We start from the raw sequence: 22,336 nt of genomic DNA, 5'->3' as shown, positions 1-22,336 counted from the left end.
GCTATCGAATCGATTTTTCAAGATGGAAACTAAAAATCGGGTCTATTCCAACGATAGCATGCACTTCTTATGAAACTTTCTCTCCTTAACTATAACAGAAAACACAGGATTTTGCGCTTTACACAAGACAAATTCTTAACGGCTCAAACTTTATTTTCCCCATAAAAATTTTAATCACTCACCGTTTTTTATATAATAAAGTTAAAAACATGAGGTGATTTTGTGGCTAATTCTTTAAAAGTTATTATCGGCGCTGGTGAAACCCGCTACCCGGGCTGGATTCCCACTCAAGAAAACGAACTTGATTTACTGGATCGCACAAGCTGGAACCGGCAGTTTTCTGCAAGTAGTATTGATGCCCTTCTGGCCGAGCATGTCTTTGAACATCTGGATTTTGAAGAAGGGATTCTCGCTGCCAAAAACTGTTTTCACTTTTTAAAACCCGGCGGTTACATTCGTGTGGCTGTTCCCGATCGTCATTTTCGAAATCAAGCTTACCAAGAGCTTGTGCAAATTGGTGGACCTGGACCTGTGGATCACCCTGCCGCTAGTCATAAAATCGTTTACGATGCCAAACAACTAGCAACTGTTTTCGAAACGGCAGGATTTGTCACAAATTTACTAGAATACTGCGATTCGGATGGGCATTTTCATTTTCATTACTGGAATCCAGATGATGGTTCAATTGGCCGCTCTTTTCGTTATGACACGCGGAATAGCAGCGAAAAACTCGGAATGGTATCTATCATTTTGGATGCTTATAAACCTCTTATTCTATAACCCTAAAATTTTACAAATCCATCGCGTCTATAACCACCAAAAGCGGGTATAGGAAATAAAAAGGCACATCTGAAAGGGTGAGAAAAATGACGACTTATAGCCGCATTTTAGTTGGCGTTGATGGTTCCAACGAGGCTGAAGCTGCTTTCCGCCGTGCAGCAAAAATGGCTGCTAGCGACGGAGCCGTACTTGGAATTGCTTTTGTTGCAGATATTCGCCGCATCGTCCCGTTGATCGATTACGAACAAACCTTTATTCACAAGGCGAGGAGCTACGGGGAAGAACTTGTAGGCATTTATGAAAACGAAGCGAAGAAAGCCAGCGTCCAAAATATTGAAACTTTCATCCAATTTGGTACTCCGAAGAGCACTTTTGTAAAAAAAATCCTAGTTGATTTTCAAGCTGACCTTGTACTCGTTGGCGCAACTGGGCTGAGCTCGACGGAACGAATGTTACTTGGCAGCGTCACTGAATATGTTGCCCAAAATGCTCCTTGCGATGTTATTGTGGTTCGCAGTGAAGCTTGGAATCAAAAAAAGAAAACTCTATGAAAAATACTGAGTGAATAAGTAAGTTCTAGAGAAACGCCTCTTAAAATTTACTTAGATCACTCAGTATTTTTTATGGGTATAAAATGTTGTAAGCCCTCTCCCCATTTCTTGTGGAAAAGGTTATAATAGAAATGGAAATAAGATTACGCGAGGAGGCTTTTGTGTTATGTCTGCTTTAACGGTTGCTATTGCTTCGGATCATGGTGGTATTGAGCTTCGCAAATCACTTGTTCAACTGCTAGAAACACTTGGAATTACTTATCAAGAATTTGGACCGGAAACACCGGAATCTGTGGATTACCCTGAACTCGCTTTCACGGTTTCTAAAAAAGTGACTAATGGCGAAGTGAATCGTGGTATCCTGATCTGCGGAACAGGTGTCGGTATGAGCATCGCCGCTAACAAGGTACCTGGTATTCGGTGCGCTTTAGTTGGGGATACATTTACAGCACATGCGACCCGTGAACACAATGATTCAAACGTGATTGCTCTTGGCGCCCGTGTTGTTGGGTCTGGCCTTGCTTCTGATATTGTAAAAGTTTGGCTAAATGCTGAGTATGAAGGCGGTAGGCACGCAAATCGAATTGATCAAATTACGGCATTTGAACGGGAGCATCTTTAAGTTATTTAAGATATCCACAAGTTATTCACAGGATAAATGTCTGTGAATAACTTGTGGACATTTCCTTTTTATACATATTAAAAAAGGAAGAATGGCTTTAAAAAGCCGTTCTCCCCTGCATATTTTTGTATAAAAATACCTATTAGCCCGCTAAAAAGCCAATCGTTCACTCACAAGTTATCCACAATTTCCACAGCTGCCTTCCAAAATTCCTTTCTCATCCATCTTTCAGGTTGTGGATAAATTCCTAAATTTCCATTTTCAACTATGTCCGCAGATAAATTTATCATAACATCCAAATAAGGCTCGCAAAAAGACACAGTATAAATAGGGATCCTCAACGGTACTCTGTGCATTCCTTTTATCTTAATTAAAATATCAATCTCTCTCTGGTTCTAGCATCCGATAGCCTACCCCTACTTCTGTTCGAATATAATGGGGTTCTGCCGGATTTGCTTCAATTTTCCGGCGTATGTTGCTCATATTAACCCTCAGTGCCTGATTTTCATTTGCATAGGGGCCCCAAATTTCATGCATGATGAAGTCATGTGTCAACACTTTGCCTGCATGACTGGCAAGCAGTGCCACAATTTTATATTCGATTGGTGTAAAATGAATTTCTACACCATTTAAAGTGACTTGTCGTTTTAAAAAATTAACTTGCAAATCATCAAACTGAAAAATCGTCATTTCTTGTCCCTGTTCATTCGTTAAGTTGTTATTCCGGTGACGAAGAGCTGTCCGAATTCGTGCGAGCAGTTCAGAAGTTCCAAAAGGTTTCGTAATGTAGTCATCAGCACCTAAATCAAGTGCTTCTACTTTTTCGCGCTCATGAAGCCGCGCTGACACTACAATTACAGGGATACTCGACCAGTGGCGAAGTGATTTTAGTAACTCTAACCCATCCATATCTGGCAATCCTAAATCGAGCAAAATGAGGTCTGGTGTATAGGAAGCAGCCACGCGCAATGCTTCTTTTCCTGTTTTCGCACTGAGAACTTTATAGTCACTTGCCTCTAATACAGCCTGAATAAATCGACCAATTCCTTCTTCGTCTTCAACCACGAGTACAAATTGATTAATTCCCATCCTCATTTCCTCCTAAGGGTAGTGTAAATCGGAAAATGGTTCCACCGCCTGGATTTTCTAACGCCTCCATTTTACCACCGTGCGCCTTAATAATCGACATACAAAGCGAAAGCCCGATTCCTAAACCGCGCGACTGATCTACGCGACTCGTTTCTAACGCTGAAATCCCATCAAATAGATGGCTCATTTTTTCGCGCGGAATCCCCGTTCCATCATCTTTTACCGTAAATTGCACCTCATTTTGAGCAAGTTTCGCTGTGACCCAAATACGTGCATTTGCTCCACCATGTCGCAGTGCATTTTCCATTAAATTGATTAAAACTTGTTCAATTAGGGTCCCGTCCATTGGCGCAAAAACCACTTCATTTGGAACTTGGACGGCAATTTCTCTTCCTGGGAATCGTGCTCGTACACGCTGAACAGCTTCACCTATGATTTCTTCAATGGCTTCATTTTCAGGCTTCAACGCGAACTCCTTATCACTAATCCGTGTCACTGATAGCAAGTTTTCTATCATCCGAATTAGCCACTCAGAATCTTCTTTAATATCTCGAACCAGTTTCGTTTTCGTATCATGGTCTAACTTCACTTCGCTTTCAAGCAGAACAGAGCTAGCTCCTAAGATTCCTGTAAGCGGTGTACGCAAATCATGTGATACAGCTCGCAACAAATTGCCGCGCATTTTTTCTTTTTCAGCAACGACTAAGATTTCATTTTGTTCATCAGAAAGTTTCTGTTTCAAAAGTGCCAACGCAATTTGCGACCCTATCATCCGCAAAAAATTCCGTTCCTCCTGCGAAATCAACTCTTTTTCACGACTCGCATATAAGCCCACAACACCCAGCACTTGCCCTTGAGCGATGACGGGCATATAATATCCAGCCGCGCCACTTAGTGTATCCGTTGTTTTCCCAGCTGCTTTTCCATTATGAAATACCCAGTGCACAACTGCCTGCTCCGCTTTTGAGAGCAGCACCTCAGATTTTGTTTCATCCTCAGCCTGTAGGAATACAGCACTTGACTCTTTTTCTGGATCTTTTGGATAAAAAACAACTGAACGTGCAAACAATCGCAACATATAATTAGTCGACAGCTCGAGGATGGCTTGGAGATTTTGTGCCGCTAACAACTTGCGATTTAATTCATATAAAATTTCAGTATGCTTTTCTCTGATTACGGCTTGTTTGGCAAAGTTTTTAATCCGGACGGTAAGTGCACTTGTCGTGAGCGCTACAATTAACATGATACCGTATGTGATCGGATAACCTGCTTGAATTGTATCAAAGGTGTAAAGCGGGTCCATGAAGAAAAAATTGAACATTAAAACGGCAAAAAAAGAACCAATGATGCCATAAAGATAGCCTGTCGTTATACGTGAAAGGATAACAATAGCCAAAATATACACCATGATGATATTTTGGTCACCGATTCCAAGGTGCAGCAAGACTTCTGACACTAATGTCGCAAGAATAAGTGCAACTAACATCTTGAAAGTATCATTCCAGCTAATTGTGTCACGCAAAGAAAAACGCAACCTCCTTTTTGCTTTTTCAGGCGCAGTTTTCACCATATGAATTTCGGTTTTATCTAACAAATGAAATAATGTGTCTTCTAGGTCTTCACCAAAAATCCAATTATGTTTTTTTGATTTGCCAATCACAATATTTGTAACACCGGACAATTTAGCATATTCAGAGATCGCCGTCGCAAGTTCACTTCCCGTTATTGTAACGGTTTCTGCCGAAAGTTCTTCTGCAAGCTCCATATTTTCGCGCAGCCGCTCTGTCTCGTCTTTTGAAAGTGGCTTACCACTCGAAACATGTAATGCTGTAAAAGTACCGTGAAAAGCTTCTGCCGCGCGCGCTGTCCATCGAATGAGCTTTTTTGCGGATAAAGATGTATCAACACATACAAGCCAGTTTGTATTGCTAGTTCTAGCTTCTTTTTGATTAGAAGAACTAATCCGGTCAGCCGCTTTGCGCGTCGCCATTTCCCGTAGAACGCGAAGATTTGACTTCGTAAAAAAGTGGCTCAGCGCCACTTGGATGCTATCACTGGAATAAATTTTCCCTTCTTCAAGTCGCTTAATAAGCTCATCTGGCTCAACGTCAATCAAGCGGATTTGATCTGCTTGGTCAAAAAACCAATCCGGAATGGTCTCTGCAAGATCGCTCTCCATCATACTTGAAACAAGATCGTTTAAGCTTTCAATATGTTGTACATTGACGGTTGTATAGACACTAATGCCAGCATCCAAAAGTTCACTGACATCTTGATATCGCTTACGATTTCGCATACCTGCAGGGTTCGTATGCGCCAGCTCATCCACGAGCACAACATCCGGATGCGCATCCAAAATCCCATCTAGATCTAGCTCCGTTAAATCGATTTCGCGGTAGCGAATCGACTTAAGTGGAATTTGGGGAAGCCCAGCTGCGAGTTCCGCCGTTTCTTTCCGCATGTGAGGCTCCAAGTAGCCAATCCGGATGTCCACACCGCGCGCGAGTTCCTCGCGCGCATCGCTGAGCATCGCGTAAGTCTTTCCAACACCTGCTGCATAACCAAAATAAATTTTCAGCTTTCCGCGTTTCTTATTTTGCTCATCCCTATTCACCGGTTCCACAGCAAGTTCCCCCTTCTCTATAAGCTTTTATCGAGTTCTAAATTTACAGCTAGCACATTCACAACTGGTTCCCCCATAAAACCGAGCAGTCGCTTTGTTGTATGCTTTTGGATAATTTTTTCAACTTGTTCTGCCGAAACTCCTCGTTCACTTGCAATCCGCTTCGCCTGATAATCGGCCGCCGCAACGGAAATGTGTGGATCGACACCACTTGCAGAACCCATAACGAGATCAGCTGGAACTGGTGTATCTTGATTCGGATCAAGCTTTTTAAGGGCTTTTGCACGCTCCTCTCGCTCCTGTTTCGCTTCTTTGCTAGCAGGATTCAAATTCGAAGCGGCGTCATTTGGCCGACCAAGCAAGTATTTAGGTTCCGTAAACGTCTGACCAATTAATGTTGAGCCTTTATTTTCTTCTATTATACTGCCATTTGCTTGATCATGGAAAGCAGCTTGCGCAATTAAAGTTACAACTGCGGGATAAGCCACACCACAAACCAGTGTCAAAAAAAGGAATGCCAGTAAAGCTTGCTTTATCAAAACCTTCATTTTCTCGCCTCCTAAGAAATCCCCATCACTGTGAGTAGCATATCAATCGCTTTGATCGCAATAAACGGCGCGATAATGCCGCCGAGCCCATAGATCAAAATATTCCGTCCTAATAATTTTTGTGCGGGAAGTTCACGATATTTCACGCCTCTAAGTGACAATGGAATCAAGCAGACGATAACAAACGCATTGTAAATAACTGCCGATAAGAGCGCCGTGACAGGACTCGTTAATTGCATCAAATTGAGCACTTCAAGTTCAGGGTAAATCCCATAAAAAAGTACGGGAATAATCGCAAAATATTTAGCAATATCATTTGCAACGCTAAATGTCGTCAGCGCGCCTCTTGTCATGAGTAGCTGCTTCCCAATTCTTACAATATCAATCAGCTTCGTTGGGCTAGAATCAAGATCAACCATGTTTCCAGCTTCTTTTGCCGCTTGCGTCCCTGAATTCATCGCAACAGCTACATCTGCTTGCGCAAGCGCCGGCGCATCATTTGTACCATCGCCCGTCATCGCAACAAGGTGCCCTTCTTTTTGATACGAGCGAATCAAATCCAGTTTCGCTTCTGGAGTTGCTTCCGCCAAAAAGTCATCAACACCCGCTTCTGCCGCGATAGCCGCTGCTGTCATCGGATTATCCCCTGTAATCATAATCGTTTTAATCCCCATCGCCCGTAAATCTTGAAACTTCTCCTTTACACCATTTTTTACGATATCTTTTAAATAAACAACGCCAAGCACTTGCTTATTCTTCACGACAACAAGTGGCGTACCACCAGCCTGTGCTACTTTGGCGACAAGCTCCTCACATTCAGCCGGATAAGTCGACCCAACCGATTCCACAAATTGCTTTACCGCATCCGCGGCACCTTTTCTAACTTCATCTCCACCAAAATTCGTACCGCTCATCCGCGTTTTCGCCGTAAAAGGAATGAACTCCGCTTCCGCACTCGAAAGCTCCCGACCTCGAATGTCAAAGCGCTCCTTGGCAAGCACCACGATACTTCTCCCCTCAGCCGTTTCATCAGCTAATGAGGAAAGCTGCGCCGCATCAGCTAATTCGCGCTCCGAAACACCCGCTACGGGCAAAAATTCACTTGCTCGCCGGTTTCCAAGTGTAATCGTGCCCGTTTTATCTAGCAAAAGGACATCCACATCTCCAGCCGCTTCAATCGCCCGACCACTCATCGCGAGTACGTTTGCTTCATTTAAACGGCTCATTCCCGCAATCCCAATGGAAGAAAGTAACGCACCAATCGTCGTTGGAGCTAAGCAAACAAGGAGCGCAATCACATTAGTAAGTGAAATAGCTTCCCCTTTTCCAGCCAGATGACTTGAAAACTCGGTAAATGGAATTAATGTCGCCGATACCGCCAGAAAAATAATCGTCAGTGTCACAAGCAAAATTTGCAAAGCAATTTCATTCGGCGTTTTCTTTCTTGCCGCACCTTCCACCATCGCGATCATCTTATCGAGAAAACTTTCACCCGCCTCTGCTGTCACGCGAATCACAAGCCAATCCGAGACAAGTGTTGTTCCGCCAGTCACGGCGCTTCTATCTCCACCTGATTCGCGAATGACTGGTGCTGATTCCCCGGTAATCGCACTTTCATCTACAGAAGCTGCTCCCGTAATGACCTCTCCGTCCATCGGAATTTGTTCGCCCATCTGAACTAAAACCACATCATTTTTTTTAAGTTCATTGGAAAGCACTTCCGTGTAAAGTTCGTGATTTTCTGGATCTTGCAATTTTCTCGCTGAAACGTCTTTCCTTGCACCGCGCAAGCTTCCTGCCTGCGCTCTGCCACGTCCTTCTGCTATCGCCTCTGCAAAATTTGCAAAAAGAACAGTAAACCACAAAAGAATTGCAATCACAAATGTGTACCAGCGCGCCTCATCTTGAATCCCGAAAAAGCCAAGGAAGTAAAGGACAGTCGTTAGGACTGCTCCCAAATACACCACAAACATAACTGGATTTTTTATTTGAATTTTCGGTGACAACTTAAAGAACGACTGTGCCGCCGCGTCCGCATAAATTTCTTTTTTCTTCATTTTTAAGTCCTCCTACTTACCAGCCGTGAAAAAATCGGCAATCGGTCCAAGTGCTAAACTTGGCAAGAAACTAAGGGCTCCCACTAGCAAAATAACGCCAATCAAAAGTCCCGCAAACATCCCGTTTTTCGTCGAAAGCGTCCCACTACTTTCAGGAACAACTTTTTTCTGCGCCAAATTTCCAGCTAAGAACAAAGTCGCGACTAGCGGCAAGAACCTTGCAAGAATCATAATGATTCCGCCAATCCAATTGGTAAAAGCGGTATCCGCTGAAAATCCCGCAAAAGCACTACCATTATTGTTCCCCATGGATGTAAACGCATAAAGAATTTCAGAAAAGCCATGCGCACCTGAATTGGTTAGCCAGCTCGTTGCGGCTGGTAAAAGCACCGCTATAGCTGTTCCAAATAAAGTAAGAAGAGGCGGTCCTAAAATGATCAGACAAACCATTTTCATATCAAACGGCTCGATTTTTTTGCCTAGGTATTCCGGCGTTCGCCCAATTAAGAGCCCCGCAATAAAGACCGTTAAAATAACAAAGGCGATCATGCCATAAAGTCCACTTCCAACGCCTCCGAAGACAATTTCTCCAAGTTGCATCATGAAAAGTGGCACGGCTCCGCCAAGCGGTGTTAAGCTGTCATGCATGGCGTTCACTGAACCATTTGAAGCGGCGGTTGTCGCTACGCCAAATAGTGTCGAGCCCGAGACACCAAAGCGAGCTTCTTTTCCTTCCATATTACCGGCTGAATCTGCTACACCTGTAGTACTTGGCAAACTAAATTGCTCAGCAGCTGTCATCGCGACGAGACCCACTGAAAATAAAACAAGCATCACTGTAAGGATTACGCGCCCCTGCTTGGCATCTTTCACCGCACGTCCAAATGCCACAACAAGCGCCGCCGGAATCAAAAGAATCGCAAGGATTTCTAATAAATTGCTAAAAGCTGTTGGATTTTCAAACGGAAAAGCTGAGTTTGCCCCAAAAAAGCCTCCACCATTTGTTCCAAGTTGTTTTATCGCAATTTGGCTAGCTGCTGGGCCAAGCGGAATCAACTGTTTCGCACCTTCTTGGAGCGTTTCCGTTGTCACGTATGGCGCGAAGCTTTGCACAACCCCTTGCGAAACAAGGAGAATCGCCATGACAAGCGAAAGTGGCACGAGCAAGTATAACGTAACGCGAATCAAGTCCTGCCAAAAGTTCCCGACCGAATGTGTTTTCTTCAAAACAAAGCCGCGCACAAGCGCAAACAGCACGGCAATCCCTGTTCCTGCCGACACGAAGTTTTGCACCGTAAGTCCGATCGTCTGCGAAAGATAAGAAAGTGCGCTTTCCCCCGAATAAGCTTGCCAGTTTGTGTTCGTGACAAAGCTTGCTGCCGTGTTAAACGCTAGCCCGAGCGACATGCCTTTTTGATGTTCTGGATTAAGCGGCAACACACCTTGAAGCATGAGTACTGCCATTAAAAAAATCAAACCTACTCCGCTGAATAAAACGACGGATGCGGCGTATCTTTTTGCGCTCATTTCTTCTTCCGCATTTTTCCCAATCATTTTATAAGCCAATTTTTCAAGAGGAGCGATGACTTTCGTTAAAAAAACGGGCTTAAATGTTAGAATTCGGTAAATATAAATTCCAACTGGTATCGCAAGTGCTATTAATAGTAGAAGAAAAACAATATCTTGCATCACAATCCTGCTCATAGGTCTTCACCTCGAAACAGGATATAAAATAAATAAATCATTAAACCTACAGTGATGCAGATCATGATTCCAATTAAAATAGCCACTTTTCCCACTCCTTTAAATCCTCACTTTTTCTACACTCCCCCATCCTAACAAAAAGCATATAAAGACAGTGTTAAGGTCTTATCCTGTGGCATAAAGATTTCGTTAAGATATCCGTGTAATTTTTACACGGATGTTTTTGTATGTGTAACGCAAAAATATTTTTGAAAACGCTATTATGAAGCCCTTTCATGATTTTTAAAAGTTGGCACGGAATTTGCATATATAGTTAATATAAAATGAAACTTTAGGAGGTTTTGATTTTGAAAACCATAATGCTCGTTTGTTCCGCTGGAATGTCAACAAGCCTTTTAGTAACCAAAATGCAAAAAGCAGCTGAGGCAGAAGGACTTGAAGCAAATATTTTTGCTGTCGCTGAAGCTGAGGCAGATAGTCACTTTGATGAAATTGATGTCTTAATGCTTGGACCACAAGTTCGTTTCCTTGAAGGAAAAATGAAAGAAAAGCTAGAACCCAAAGGCGTACCTGTTGGCGTTATTGATATGACAGATTACGGTACGATGAATGGGGAAAAAGTTCTTGCAACAGCGAAAGAATTGATGAAGTAACTTTTGTTAGCGAACAACGTCTTTTGACAAGTTGTTTCTATAAATATTAAATAAAGATCCAAACTGGATCAAAAAAAGGAGAGTATTAAAATGAATGGTTTTATCGCTTTTATGGAAAAACACTTTATTCCATACGCAGCTAAAATCGGAGGACAACGCCATCTCGTTGCTGTCCGTGATGGATTCATCGCGACAATGCCGCTAATGATTCTAGGATCATTCGCAGTACTAATTAACAATTTACCAATTCCTGGTTATCTAGATTTCATGAATAACATTTTCGGCGAAGGAAAATGGCAAAACTTCGGCGGAAACATCTGGAATGGTACATTTGCGATTCTTGCACTTTTAATTGCTTTTACTGTAGCTTATAACCTTGCCAAATCTTACGATAAAGACGCACTATCTTCTGGTGTCATCTCAGTTGCCACTTTCTTCACGATTGGCGCAATTGCTCCTGATGATAAAGGGATTCCAGGAGTTGGCGGACTTGGTTCCGTTGGTCTTTTCTTAGCTCTTATCGTTGCAATTTTATCTACTGAAATTTTCACGCGTTTAAGCGGAAATCCAAAACTAATCATCAAAATGCCTGACGGTGTTCCGCCAGCAGTGTCTCGTTCATTCGCAGCACTATTCCCATCGATGATTACAGTTTCAATCTTTGCACTTATTACAGCTCTTTTCCAAGCATTTGGAATTACAAACCTTGTTAATGAATTCTATAAACTTATCCAAGAACCGTTCATGGGACTTGCTAACTCATGGGGCGTAGCACTTCTACTTGCATTCATCTCTGCATTCCTATGGTTCTTCGGTTTACACGGTGCGAACATCATCGACCCGTTCATGCAAACAATCAATGCTCCAGCAATTACAGCTAACCAAGAAGCACTTAAAGCTGGTAAAGAACTTCCATATATCGTTAACAAACCTTTCTTCGATTCATTTGTGAACATGGGAGGAACTGGGGCAACAATCGGACTGATCATTGCGATCTTTATCGTTGCTCGTAAGCACAAAGCTTACATGACAGTATCTAAACTTTCAGCAGCACCAGGTGTGTTCAATATCAATGAACCAATGATGTTCGGTCTTCCAATTGTACTGAACCCAATCATGTTCATTCCATATATCTTAACACCAATGGTTCTTGTAACAATCGCTTACTTTGCAACAAAACTTGGACTTGTTCCAGCAGCAACAATCATCACTCCTTGGACAATGCCTCCAGTTATCGGTGGCGCACTTGCAACACAAAGTATCGCAGGTGGTATTCTTGCAGCCGTTAACTTGATTATCGCTGTCTTGATCTATCTTCCATTCGCGAAAATGGCTCAAATTCAAGAGCTTCGTCGTGAAAAAGGAGAAGCAGAAGCTTAATCACCTTGTATATAGTATTAAAGAATTAAGGACGTGTTAAAATGGATACAGAAAATCTAGAACAAACAATCATGGGACTCATTGTCAATGGCGGAAACGCAAAAAGTAATGCAATGCTTGCTATTCAAGCCGCTAAAGAAGGTAATTTTGAAGAAGCGGATAAGTATCTTGAAGAAGCGGACAAAGCGCTTCTTGAAGCTCACCATTCGCAAACAGCCCTTATCCAAGGTGAAGCTCGCGGTGAAAAAACACCTGTATCATTGTTATTAGTTCACGCGCAAGATCACTTGATGAACGGTATCACTTTCAAAGATTTAGCAAAAGAAATCGTTGAATTGTATCGCGTTCGTTAAAACAAAAATCCCGTTTGGTTCAGTGGGCTGAACCAAACGGGATTTTTTTATATTATTTGACTCCCTTGCTTGTATTTCGCTTTTCAAGCGGCAGCATCCCATATTTTTTCTTATAAAGCGTGTAGAAGTAGGTTTTATTTTGAAAGCCAACTTGTTCTATAACTTCACTGATCGGCAGGCTTGTTGATTCAATCAAAAGATCCGCCGCGAGCAATTTTTGTTTGTTCACAAGCTCAGTAAAAGTTTCCCCGGTTTTTTTCTTGATCACATTGCTTAAATAATTTTTATTATACCCGAGCGAAGCTGCAGCCCCGCTTAAAGTCAGTTCACGGTATTCTTTTTCAATCAATTGTAGCGTATTTAATGCAATATTATTCGTTTCCGAATATAAATTTTTCACTTCATCAGATAGATACGTATCACATTTCCTTACAAGTTCAGTAAATAATATTGGCAAATAAAGCGTTATCATTTTAGTTGAAAACTCTTCATCTAAAAAATACTCGACAATAATTTGTTCCAAAACCCTTTTGATATGGGGAATGTTGGCGCTTTTGAAGATAATATATTTTTTCATCCGCTGGCCATCAACTGCTGAATTCAATAAAAAGTCATAAACTAAACTGTTTTTCTTCTTAATCCCCGTAAGCCACTCTAAATTGATACTTTGATCGCGAAAAAGAATGTTGATCAAAATGTCGTTCTCGCCCGTCGCTTTAATCGAGTGATGGCAATCAATGTCGAGTAGCAATAACTCCCCCTCTTGCAACGTTTCTTCTTTTCCTTCGATCACTTGTTTACACTCACCACGAAGCATGTAATTCAGTTCCAAAAACTGGTGCGAATGCGCCGGATAATCTGCAAAACGGTTGTGTTTACTAACATAGATATCTTTATTTCGGAAAAAATATTCATTTAACAAATTCATTGTTCCATCTTTTTCAGAAAAGGATTTTTTCGGGTAATCCATCGAAAATTGTCCAGTTTCTTTTTGCCATTTTTCCTTGGCATTCAAACGATATAACTGCTTTTCAACGCGTTCTTCCATGTAATCTCCACCTGTATATTTGATACTATTATCATAACTCTTCGATATTGTAAGCGCAACCATTAAAACATATATTATAAGTAAGCGCTTAACAAAATACGTAGGAGGGTTAATTGTGAGTAATGTGTCAAATGGTAGTAGTAAAAAAGGAACTATCGCAGTATCATTAACGAATTATCTAGACTCAGGTTGTATTGTTGCAGGTGCTAGTGGTCTTACTCTGTGGGCACAACAATTTGGACTCAGCAGTTTTGCTGTTGGGCTCCTTGGAGCAGTCAGTGCCAACGCATTTGGATCGGCTTTTGGTGCCCTTATCGGCGGACATTTAGCTGATAAATATGGACGTAAATTTATTTACACATATAACATGCTTGTTTACATTCTCGGCGTTGCTATTATCATGTTCTCGATGAACTTTGCAATGCTTTTAGCAGGATTTTTAATTACTGGCCTCTCAGTCGGCGCGGGCGTTCCCGCTTCTTGGACTTATATCTCGGAAATGGCAGACCCTAAAACTCGGGCAAGAAACATTGGAATTTCCCAGTTCGCCTGGTCTTGCGGTCCGGCAATCATTTTTACCCTTGGTATTTTAGTTTCACCGCTTGGTCTCTTTGGAAACCGTTTACTTTTCTTATCTCTTTTAATCGTCGCAGTTGTCGCTTGGAACTTACAACGCAAACTCGATGAATCGAAAGACTGGGAAGCAGAGCAAGCAAAATTAAAAGCATCTGGAGCAAAAACAGCTCATCCGATGAAAAATGCTTTTTCAAACTTAGTAAATATCAAATCGATTTTATTCCTTGTCGGGGTTTATATGTTCTGGAATCTTGTTGCCGGAGCAATGGGCTTTTTCATGCCATTTGTTTATGAAACCGTTGGTGGCCTTACCAACACACAAGCCAATTTGCTACAAGCGGTACTTTGGATACTAACTGCTGCTGGAACTTATTTCGGCTTCGCCAAATTTGGCGACCGCGTAAGCCATCGCCTCTTATTCTTTGTCGGCGCAGCAATGGCCGTTGCTTCTTGGGTCGTTCTTACTTACGTTGGCATGAGCTGGCTTGGTCTTTGGACATTCGTTGTTCTTTGGGGCGTTTCTGCTGGAATCGGTGCACAAGCTTTTTATGCACTTTGGTCAACGGAACTCTTCCCAACTCAATATCGTGGCGGGGTTCAAGGAATCATGTTCTTCCTCGTTCGTGGTAGTGCAGGAATTTGGTCCATCATCTTCCCTGTGATTCTTGCAAATCTCGGCTTTACAGTTGCAGGAACGATTATGATTGCTCTCCTTGCGATCTCACTCTTAATCGGTGTTATTTGGGCACCAAATACACGCGGTCGAACTCTTAATGAAATTACAAAAGAACGTTATGGAAACTTAGAGCCTAATCTTGTAAGAAAAGAAACGACAGGCGTTTTAAAGGAAAGTGATTAATGATGAAAAATTATGTTGCCATTGACATTGGGGCATCAAGCGGACGGCTCCTACTCGGAAATATCCGAGATGGGAAACTTGTACTTAGCGAAATCCATCGTTTTAAAAACGGATTTACCTTTCGCGATGGGCACGACCGCTGGGACATGGATTCTCTGATTCACGAAATATTTACCGGCCTTGAAAAGGTCAAACAAATGGGTATTTCCGCGTGTACGCTTGGAATCGACACATGGGGCGTAGACTATGTCCTCGTTGATTCGGCGGGTAACAAACTGGGCGATCCAGTGAGCTACCGTGATAGTCGAACAGCAGGCAAAATTAGCGTGCTAACAAGTGAATACCCGAAAGATTATATTTACAAGAAAACGGGGATTCAATTTCTCGAATTAAATACGCTTTATCAGCTTTATGTGGAAGATAAGAATTTAATTGCGGCTGCTGACAAAATCCTACTGATTCCTGATTATATTGGATTCATCCTTACCGACAAGCAAGTTGCTGAAACCACCAACTCATCCACAACACAAATGCTCAATTTGCGGGAGCAGCTGTTTGATTCGGACTTGCTGGAGCACCTCGGGATTGATCCTTGCAAATTTGCAGAACTTCGTGATGCCGGAACACACCTTGGCAAATTAAAACCCGAATGGCATGAAAAATTCGACTTGCCAGAAACGGATGTCATCACGGTTGCGACACATGATACGGCTTCTGCGGTTGTCGGGACACCCGCAAAAGGCGAAAACTGGGCTTTCTTAAGCAGCGGCACTTGGTCACTTCTTGGGATGGAACTTCGGATGCCTGTCACAAGTGAGCTTGCCTTTCAGGAAAACTATACAAATGAATGGGGCGCATACGGCACTTACCGGTTCCTAAAAAATATCATGGGGCTTTGGATCGTACAGGAAATCGCGCGCCTGACAGGTTATAAGTATAGCTTTTCCGAGATGGCCCAACTGGCCGAAAAAGAAGAATTCTTTGTATCCATCATTGATGTAAACGACGACCGGTTTAACAATCCAGATAACATGATTGAGGAAATTCAAGCTTACTGCCGGGAAACGGGGCAGTCGGTTCCAGAATCAATTGGGGAACTAACCAATTGTGTGTATGGTAGCTTGGCACTTTGTTACGCGCAGGCGCTTCAAAAAATGAAAGAGATCACTTCGAAGGAAATTGGTGCGCTTTATATTGTTGGCGGCGGAAGTAATGTAGCGACACTGAATCAGCTTACGGCGAATCTAGCAGGTATCAAGGTCTATGCCGGCCCACAAGAGGCAACAGCTATCGGGAACTTAAGTGTACAACTAATTACAGAAGGCGAAATCGGAAGCGTGCAAGATGCACGCGATTTAATCCGCGAGTCTTTTGAAATAAAAGAATTTATTCCTGAACAAATGAAGGAAACGAAGGCGCTTGAAAGCTATGCGGCGCTAATTCGTAACTAATCAGAGGAGGCTTTTACAATGAGTGAAGTAGAAAAACGTTATTTGGCGGCTAAAGAACGCTATGCAAAAATTGGTGTCGATACAGATGAGGCACTGAAAAAATTGCAAGAGGTCAAAATTTCGATGCACTGCTGGCAAGGCGACGATGTGAAGGGATTTTTAAATCCAGATGGCGAATTAACGGGCGGTATTATGGCAACAGGAAATTATCCGGGCGCCGCACATACGCCAGAACAACTTCGTTCTGACTTGGAAAAAGCATTTGCGATGATTCCCGGGAAGCATAAAGTGAACTTGCATGCGATTTATGTCGATACCGATGAAAAAGTGGATCTCAATACGATTGAACCAAAACACTTTTCAAAATGGGTAGACTGGGCAAAGGAACAAGGATTGGGACTTGATTTCAACCCCACTTTCTTCTCGCACCCGATGTTTAAGGACAATTACACACTAGCGTCTCCTGATAAAGAAGTGCGTGACTTCTGGATCGAGCACGGCAAACGTTCCCGGAAAATTGCGGAATACTTTGGAAAAGAACTCGGTCAAACTTGTATCAACAACTTCTGGATGCCAGATGGAATGAAAGATAACCCGATTGATCGCCTTTCTCCGCGCAAACGTTTGATGGAAGCACTCGATGAAATTTTTGAAGAAAAACTAGATGAAAACTATACGCAAGAAGCGGTAGAAAGCAAATTGTTCGGACTGGGTGCAGAAGCCTATACAGTCGGCTCCCACGAATTTTATATGGGCTACGGCTTAACTCGCGACAAATTGATTTGCTTAGACGCAGGCCACTTCCACCCAACTGAATTTATTTCCAACAAACTTTCTTCGTTAGCTTTGTTTTCTAAGGGTGTTATGTTGCATGTTAGCCGTCCTGTGCGCTGGGATAGCGACCATGTGGTCTTAATGGATGATGAATTAACTGAAATCGGCCGTGAGCTCGTTCGTAACGATTTACTACCGATCACAAATATTGGACTCGATTTCTTCGACGCGACCATCAACCGTATCGCTGCTTGGGTTGTAGGCACACGAAACACGCAAAAGGCTTTGCTTAAAGCATTTCTTGAACCAACGGACGACCTGAAGAAAATCGAACTTGAAAATGACTTTACAACGCGAATGGTTCTTACGGAAGAATTAAAGGATTTTCCATTCGGCGATATCTGGAACCAATTCTGTGAACTAAATGGGGTTCCAGTTGGTCTTGACTGGCTAAAAGAAGTTCGCGAATATGAAAAAAATGTACTTTTAAATAGATAGGAGTCCTCTTTGATGGAAAATATTGAAAACGCCCCTTTTCTTCGGGAAATGATTGAAACTACTTCCAATTTATATCGCTTAGGTTGGGATGAAAGAAATGGCGGCAATATTAGTTATTTGCTAGAAGAAAGTGAAATTACGCCTTATCTTGATCCCACCAATGCGCTTAGGTTGATACCGATGGACTTTGACGGAAAAGCCCTCGCTGGGAAATACTTTCTTGTCACAGGTTCTGGGAAATATTTTAAAAATGTGGCTAAAGCGCCTGCTGAAAACTTGGGTATTATTCGAATTGCGGCGGATGGTGCTGGGGTTGAAGTGCTATGGGGCTACACGGATGGCGGAACGCCAACAAGCGAACTACCTTCTCACTTGATGAGTCACATCGCTAGGCTTTCTGTCAATTCTAAAAACCGGATTGTGATGCACTGCCACGCGACTCATTTGCTAGCCATGACGTTTACGCACGAATTAGATGAGCGCCTCTTTACGCGGACGCTTTGGCAGATGTGCACGGAATGCCTCGTTGTATTTCCAGACGGCGTCGGCATCGTTCCTTGGCTAATTCCAGGAACGAATGAAATTGGAATCGCGACTTCTGAAAAAATGAAGGAAACACGACTTGTTGTTTGGCCTCACCACGGTATTTATGGTTCTGGAGAAACGATGGATGAAACGTTCGGTTTAATTGAAACGGCTGAAAAAGCAGCACAGGTTTATACGATTGTTTGCGCACAAGGCGGCGCCAAACAAACGATTACTGATGAAGAGCTAACTCAGCTAGGTGAAAGATTTGGCGTTATCCCAAAAGAAGGCTATTTGAAGGAGGATTAACTCACATGGAACGGATTGCTTCAATCATGTATTTATATGAAGGACAGCAAGAGGAATATAAAAAGCGGCATGATGAACTTTGGCCTGAGATGGAGCAAGCACTAAAAGAACACGGTGCATCCAATTATTCAATCTTTCTAGATCCTGCAACAGATATTTTATTTGCTTATTTGGAAGTGGCTGACAAGGCAACCTACGATAAGATTTCAAAAACTGAAATCTGCCAAAAATGGTGGGCTTATATGGCTCCCATCATGAAATCCAATGAAGATAATAGTCCTGTTTCAAAGGACTTGGTGCAAGTTTTCTACCTTGCTTAGCGAATTGGAGCTGCTCGCTTGTAGCTCCAATTCTATGTTATTTATTGTGAAAAAACTAACAAAGGAGCTGTTTAATGTGGTAAACCGAATGATTTTAAATGAAACTTCTTATTTTGGTAAAGGTGCAATTTCTAAAATTGCAGAGGAAGTAGAAAAACGTGCTTTTCAAAAAGGCTTGGTTGTTACTGACCAAGGAATTGTGAAGTCGGGGCTTCTGGATAAAATTACGGTGATTTTAGAGCAAAATCAATTGAATTTTGAGGTGTTTGATGGGATTAAACCGAATCCTTCTATGCAAGATGTAACGGAAGGGGTTCATATGCTTAAGACCTCTGGTGCGGATTATATTTTGGCGGTGGGCGGAGGCTCCCCAATTGATACAGCGAAGGCAATGGGCATTATCCACACAAATCCGCAACACGCCGATATTTTGAGCCTTGAAGGGGAACCGGGGACGAAAAAACCCAGCTTGCCGATTCTTGCAGTCCCAACGACTTCAGGAACTGCGGCCGAGGTTACGATCAATTACGTCATCACTGATGCGGCGAATAATCGTAAATTCGTTTGTGTAGATCCGCACGACATCCCGGTTTGCGCATTTGTCGACAGCGATATGATGCTCGGAATGCCAAAAGGTCTTGCGGCGGCAACAGGGATGGATGCCCTAACTCACGCCATTGAAGGTTATATCACAAAAGGCGCTTGGGCACTCACTGATTCGCTTCATTTAAAGGCGATTGAAATTATCAGCCACGCGCTTGAAGCATCTGTTTCTGGTAGCGAAAAGGCGCGCGAAGAAATGGCACTTGGACAATACATGGCGGGAATGGGATTTTCAAATGTGGGGCTTGGACTCGTTCATGGCATGGCTCATCCGTTAAGTGCTTGGTATGATGTGCCACATGGCGTTGCTTGTGCTTCGCTTCTTCCGATTGTGATGGATTATAATAAAGCGGAAACGGGCGAAAAATACCGGGATATTGCGATCGCAATGAGTGTTCCTGATGCAGCAACACTTCCGCTTGAAGAAGTCCGCGAAAAAGCGGTAGAAGCAGTGAAAAGCCTTGGAATAGCGGTGGGGATTCCACAAAACATTAGTGAACTAGGCGTTCAGGAAGCAGATCTTGAGGCCATTGCAAGTGACGCGTTAAAAGATGTTTGCACAGGCGGGAACCCGCGGGAAGCCTCTCTCCACGACATTTTGGCGCTTTACAAGGCCATGCTTTAACTTATCTTTTAGTCCCCCAAAATCGAAAAAGCCAAAACCCTGCTTTCTTGCCGGATTTTGGCTTTTCTTTTTAATAAATTATTTTTCGCAACACGTTTGCAAGCATTTCAGCATCGATCGAGATTTTGGGCGGTCGATCGTAAATATCATCATTAACGCGCTCCACCATCGTCAGTAAAATCACGCTATTCAGCACGAGAGAAACCATCTCTGACTGCTCTGCTTGTCCTTTTCTATCCATAAAACTCTTCAATTTGGTATCTACTTTTTCATATAAATATTCAACAATCGTAGGATTAATAAACTCCATGTCTTTACTGCCAATTTCTTTTACAGAAATGACCATGAAGGAGCGGTGCTGGTCGTAAAGTTCAAAAATAAATCGACTCACTTCACGCAAGAAAACTTCGTTATCCGTGATTTCTTTCGCGAAAAAATCATCAATTTCTTGTTTCATTGCTTCAAACTGAAATTCAAGCGTCATGTGAATCAAATTTTCTTTGCTTTTGAATTTCTTGAAAATCGTCGCTTCATTGATTTCTGCAGCTTCTGCAAGCTGTCTCGTTGTCGAACCTTTGATTCCATTTTTGGCAACCATTTCTAAAGTGGCTTCCATGATCGATTCATTTGTAATCACAAATTTGCTCCCCTCACTGCCTAAAGCAAGTACTTACTTAATTAGAGTATAGCAGAGCCTTGCAAAATCTTCAAGCTACTTATTTTTTGATCTTGTAGAGGTATATATTCGAATAAATGTGACAACTTTTTGTATAACAAGGAATTGAAACTGAATTGTAATCTTTTTTGGATGGTTATCGTGCTAAAAACATGCGATAATAAAGAGGATGACAAATGTCTGTAAATTATTGAATAATAGAGGTGAGCGTTCATGAACGTAAGTAGAAAAGAGAGAATCGAAGCCGCTAAACTCCAAGAAAAAGATCAACAAAAAAAAGATGCACTGAAAAAAGGAGTAGCACTAGCAGGCTTCACAGCTGCAGCAAGTTCCGTTATCGTTCCTGCCTATGCGACAACAGTTAGCGCTGATGAAGTGGCAGCAAACGATCAAAACGGTGGAGAGCACACACCAGCAGCTGAAGAGCAAACATCGCAGCAAAATGTGGAAGCAACTTCAGTAGCACAACCAATAGCAAGCTATTCCGCTTCTGCGACTTACAGCAACATTCAAAAAACGACAATGCGTTCGACAGCAACTGTCCAAGGATTCATTAACCAAATCAGCGGCAGTGCATCGCAAATCGCGTCGCAAAACGACCTTTATGCTTCCGTTATGATGGCACAAGCCATTTTAGAAAGTGCATATGGAACCAGCATGTTAGGTTCTGTACCAAACTATAACTTGTTTGGCATAAAAGGATCCTACAATGGTCAGTCCGTATTGAAACAAACGATGGAAGATGATGGGAAAGGAAATCTTTACCCAGTAAATGCTTATTTCCGGAAGTATCCATCTTATCACCAATCTCTTGAAGATTATGCGCGCGTTATTAAAGGAGGTCCATCATGGAATCCAAATTATTATGCAGGCGCATGGAAGAGCAACACTGCTTCTTACTTGGATGCAACAAAAGCGCTAACAGGTACATACGCAACAGATACAAGCTATAGCGTAAAGCTCAATAACTTGATTAAAACGTATAACCTCACACAGTTTGACACACCGGGAAGCGGAAATAACGCAGGATCCTCGGCTGATGTGTATTACACTGTCAAAAAAGGTGATACTTTGTGGCGCATTGCAACACGTCACAGCGTTTCCGTTGCCGCACTCAAATCGATGAACAACCTAAAATCCGACACGATTTATGTAAATCAAAAACTAATCGTGAAAAAAGGAACCGTGGTTGCACCGCCAACATCAGGTGGCATAAATCCTGGAAATTCGAATACAGGCGGTGGTTCTTCTGCCCCTGCAAAAACTTATAAAGTAAGCGCTGGCGATACTTTATGGCGCATTTCGAGCAAATTTGGTGTTTCTGTTGCAAACCTAAAAAGCTGGAACGGATTAAAATCTGACGTCATTCACATTGGACAAGTTCTAAAAGTTTCGTCTAGCACAAACGGAAATGTTTCCACTCCAAAACCTGGCAACAACAGTTCACAAGCTTCTTACTACACCGTTAAAAAAGGTGATACACTGTGGAGTTTAGCATCAAAAAACAAAACTTCTGTAGCTAAAATTAAATCACTTAACAAATTGTCTTCGAACACAATCTATGTAGGTCAAAAATTACGTGTAAAATAAAAGTATCAATAAGCCGAGCAAAGCCTTCCCGCTTTACTCGGCTTATTTTTCATCTATTACTCCTCTTCCTTTTTCTTGCGTGATTTTCTGCCTAATAAATACACGCCGATCAGAAGAAGAAG

The 22,336-nt window shown here is 42.4% G+C and carries 21 protein-coding genes; 13 read left to right on the top strand and 8 right to left on the bottom strand.

What is annotated here, in order from left to right; all coding sequences use genetic code 11:
- Positions 1-222: 222 nt before the first annotated feature.
- The 3 genes from HB912_RS12725 to rpiB all read left to right on the top strand — a co-directional run bounded on the left by HB912_RS12725 (position 223) and on the right by rpiB (position 1,953).
- On the top strand, positions 223-780 hold the full coding sequence (locus HB912_RS12725; RefSeq protein ID WP_185375122.1) for a class I SAM-dependent methyltransferase: 558 nt from the start codon (positions 223-225) through the stop codon (positions 778-780).
- Between the two features lie 86 nt (positions 781-866).
- Positions 867-1,331, top strand: coding sequence for a universal stress protein (locus HB912_RS12720; RefSeq protein WP_185375120.1), 465 nt, complete (start codon positions 867-869; stop codon positions 1,329-1,331).
- A gap of 166 nt (positions 1,332-1,497) precedes the next feature.
- Positions 1,498-1,953 (top strand): ribose 5-phosphate isomerase B, encoded by a 456-nt coding sequence (rpiB, locus tag HB912_RS12715; protein ID WP_185375118.1) that lies wholly within the window; start codon positions 1,498-1,500, stop codon positions 1,951-1,953.
- 378 nt (positions 1,954-2,331) lie between these two features.
- Here the strand turns inward: rpiB and HB912_RS12710 are convergent, their stop codons facing one another.
- The 6 genes from HB912_RS12710 to HB912_RS12685 are packed head-to-tail and all read right to left on the bottom strand — an operon-like array spanning position 2,332 to position 10,060.
- Positions 2,332-3,042: a response regulator gene (locus HB912_RS12710; protein WP_185375116.1), complete on the bottom strand. Its 711-nt coding sequence runs from the start codon at positions 3,040-3,042 to the stop codon at positions 2,332-2,334.
- Positions 3,032-5,665, bottom strand: coding sequence for an ATP-binding protein (locus tag HB912_RS12705; RefSeq protein ID WP_342354376.1), 2,634 nt, complete (start codon positions 5,663-5,665; stop codon positions 3,032-3,034). Before HB912_RS12705 ends, HB912_RS12710 begins: the two co-directional genes overlap by 11 nt.
- A gap of 17 nt (positions 5,666-5,682) precedes the next feature.
- Positions 5,683-6,213: a potassium-transporting ATPase subunit KdpC gene (kdpC, locus tag HB912_RS12700; RefSeq protein WP_185375114.1), complete on the bottom strand. Its 531-nt coding sequence runs from the start codon at positions 6,211-6,213 to the stop codon at positions 5,683-5,685.
- Between the two features lie 11 nt (positions 6,214-6,224).
- Positions 6,225-8,270: a potassium-transporting ATPase subunit KdpB gene (gene kdpB, locus HB912_RS12695; protein ID WP_185375112.1), complete on the bottom strand. Its 2,046-nt coding sequence runs from the start codon at positions 8,268-8,270 to the stop codon at positions 6,225-6,227.
- Between the two features lie 12 nt (positions 8,271-8,282).
- Positions 8,283-9,974, bottom strand: coding sequence for a potassium-transporting ATPase subunit KdpA (gene kdpA, locus HB912_RS12690; protein ID WP_185375110.1), 1,692 nt, complete (start codon positions 9,972-9,974; stop codon positions 8,283-8,285).
- Complete coding sequence (locus tag HB912_RS12685) at positions 9,971-10,060, bottom strand: potassium-transporting ATPase subunit F (RefSeq protein WP_221635750.1); 90 nt, start codon at positions 10,058-10,060, stop codon at positions 9,971-9,973. The genes kdpA and HB912_RS12685 overlap by 4 nt, the downstream gene beginning before the upstream one ends.
- Positions 10,061-10,321: 261 nt before the next feature.
- Between HB912_RS12685 and HB912_RS12680 the strand changes: the two genes are divergently transcribed.
- From HB912_RS12680 to HB912_RS12670, 3 genes are all read left to right on the top strand, one after another.
- Complete coding sequence (locus HB912_RS12680; RefSeq protein ID WP_149023338.1) at positions 10,322-10,627, top strand: PTS sugar transporter subunit IIB; 306 nt, start codon at positions 10,322-10,324, stop codon at positions 10,625-10,627.
- Between the two features lie 90 nt (positions 10,628-10,717).
- Positions 10,718-12,007 (top strand): PTS cellobiose transporter subunit IIC, encoded by a 1,290-nt coding sequence (gene celB, locus HB912_RS12675; protein WP_185375108.1) that lies wholly within the window; start codon positions 10,718-10,720, stop codon positions 12,005-12,007.
- A gap of 41 nt (positions 12,008-12,048) precedes the next feature.
- Positions 12,049-12,360 carry a PTS sugar transporter subunit IIA gene (locus HB912_RS12670; RefSeq protein WP_036072770.1) on the top strand — a complete coding sequence of 104 codons (312 nt, stop codon included), beginning with the start codon at positions 12,049-12,051 and terminating at the stop codon, positions 12,358-12,360.
- Positions 12,361-12,412: 52 nt separating this feature from the next.
- Here the strand turns inward: HB912_RS12670 and HB912_RS12665 are convergent, their stop codons facing one another.
- Positions 12,413-13,408: an AraC family transcriptional regulator gene (locus tag HB912_RS12665; RefSeq protein WP_185375106.1), complete on the bottom strand. Its 996-nt coding sequence runs from the start codon at positions 13,406-13,408 to the stop codon at positions 12,413-12,415.
- 124 nt (positions 13,409-13,532) lie between these two features.
- Between HB912_RS12665 and HB912_RS12660 the strand changes: the two genes are divergently transcribed.
- From HB912_RS12660 to fucO, 6 genes are all read left to right on the top strand, one after another.
- Entirely contained in the window at positions 13,533-14,843 is a 1,311-nt protein-coding gene (locus HB912_RS12660) for an MFS transporter (RefSeq protein WP_185375189.1), read from the top strand.
- A 2-nt stretch (positions 14,844-14,845) separates the two neighbouring features.
- Positions 14,846-16,294: a rhamnulokinase gene (gene rhaB, locus HB912_RS12655; RefSeq protein ID WP_185375187.1), complete on the top strand. Its 1,449-nt coding sequence runs from the start codon at positions 14,846-14,848 to the stop codon at positions 16,292-16,294.
- Between the two features lie 18 nt (positions 16,295-16,312).
- Positions 16,313-17,566: an L-rhamnose isomerase gene (gene rhaA / locus HB912_RS12650; RefSeq protein WP_036072762.1), complete on the top strand. Its 1,254-nt coding sequence runs from the start codon at positions 16,313-16,315 to the stop codon at positions 17,564-17,566.
- Between the two features lie 12 nt (positions 17,567-17,578).
- Positions 17,579-18,400, top strand: a complete 822-nt coding sequence (rhaD, locus tag HB912_RS12645; protein ID WP_425324777.1) for a rhamnulose-1-phosphate aldolase — start codon at positions 17,579-17,581, stop codon at positions 18,398-18,400.
- A gap of 5 nt (positions 18,401-18,405) precedes the next feature.
- Positions 18,406-18,720 carry an L-rhamnose mutarotase gene (rhaM, locus tag HB912_RS12640; protein WP_185375102.1) on the top strand — a complete coding sequence of 105 codons (315 nt, stop codon included), beginning with the start codon at positions 18,406-18,408 and terminating at the stop codon, positions 18,718-18,720.
- A 76-nt stretch (positions 18,721-18,796) separates the two neighbouring features.
- Positions 18,797-19,948: a lactaldehyde reductase gene (fucO, locus tag HB912_RS12635; RefSeq protein WP_185375100.1), complete on the top strand. Its 1,152-nt coding sequence runs from the start codon at positions 18,797-18,799 to the stop codon at positions 19,946-19,948.
- Between the two features lie 70 nt (positions 19,949-20,018).
- Here the strand turns inward: fucO and HB912_RS12630 are convergent, their stop codons facing one another.
- On the bottom strand, positions 20,019-20,585 hold the full coding sequence (locus HB912_RS12630) for a TetR/AcrR family transcriptional regulator (protein ID WP_036072753.1): 567 nt from the start codon (positions 20,583-20,585) through the stop codon (positions 20,019-20,021).
- 252 nt (positions 20,586-20,837) lie between these two features.
- Here HB912_RS12630 and HB912_RS12625 point away from each other — a divergent pair, with 252 nt between their 5' ends.
- The gene (locus HB912_RS12625) at positions 20,838-22,214 is read left to right on the top strand and encodes a LysM peptidoglycan-binding domain-containing protein (RefSeq protein WP_185375098.1); all 1,377 of its coding nucleotides are present in this window, start codon (positions 20,838-20,840) and stop codon (positions 22,212-22,214) included.
- The last annotated feature ends 122 nt before the right edge of the window (positions 22,215-22,336 follow it).

Source organism: Listeria aquatica, from assembly GCF_014223975.1.
In the GTDB taxonomy this organism is placed as follows: domain Bacteria; phylum Bacillota; class Bacilli; order Lactobacillales; family Listeriaceae; genus Listeria; species Listeria aquatica.
The sequence above is the reverse complement of the archived record's forward strand: the minus strand, read 5'-3'. Positions and strand labels throughout refer to the sequence as shown.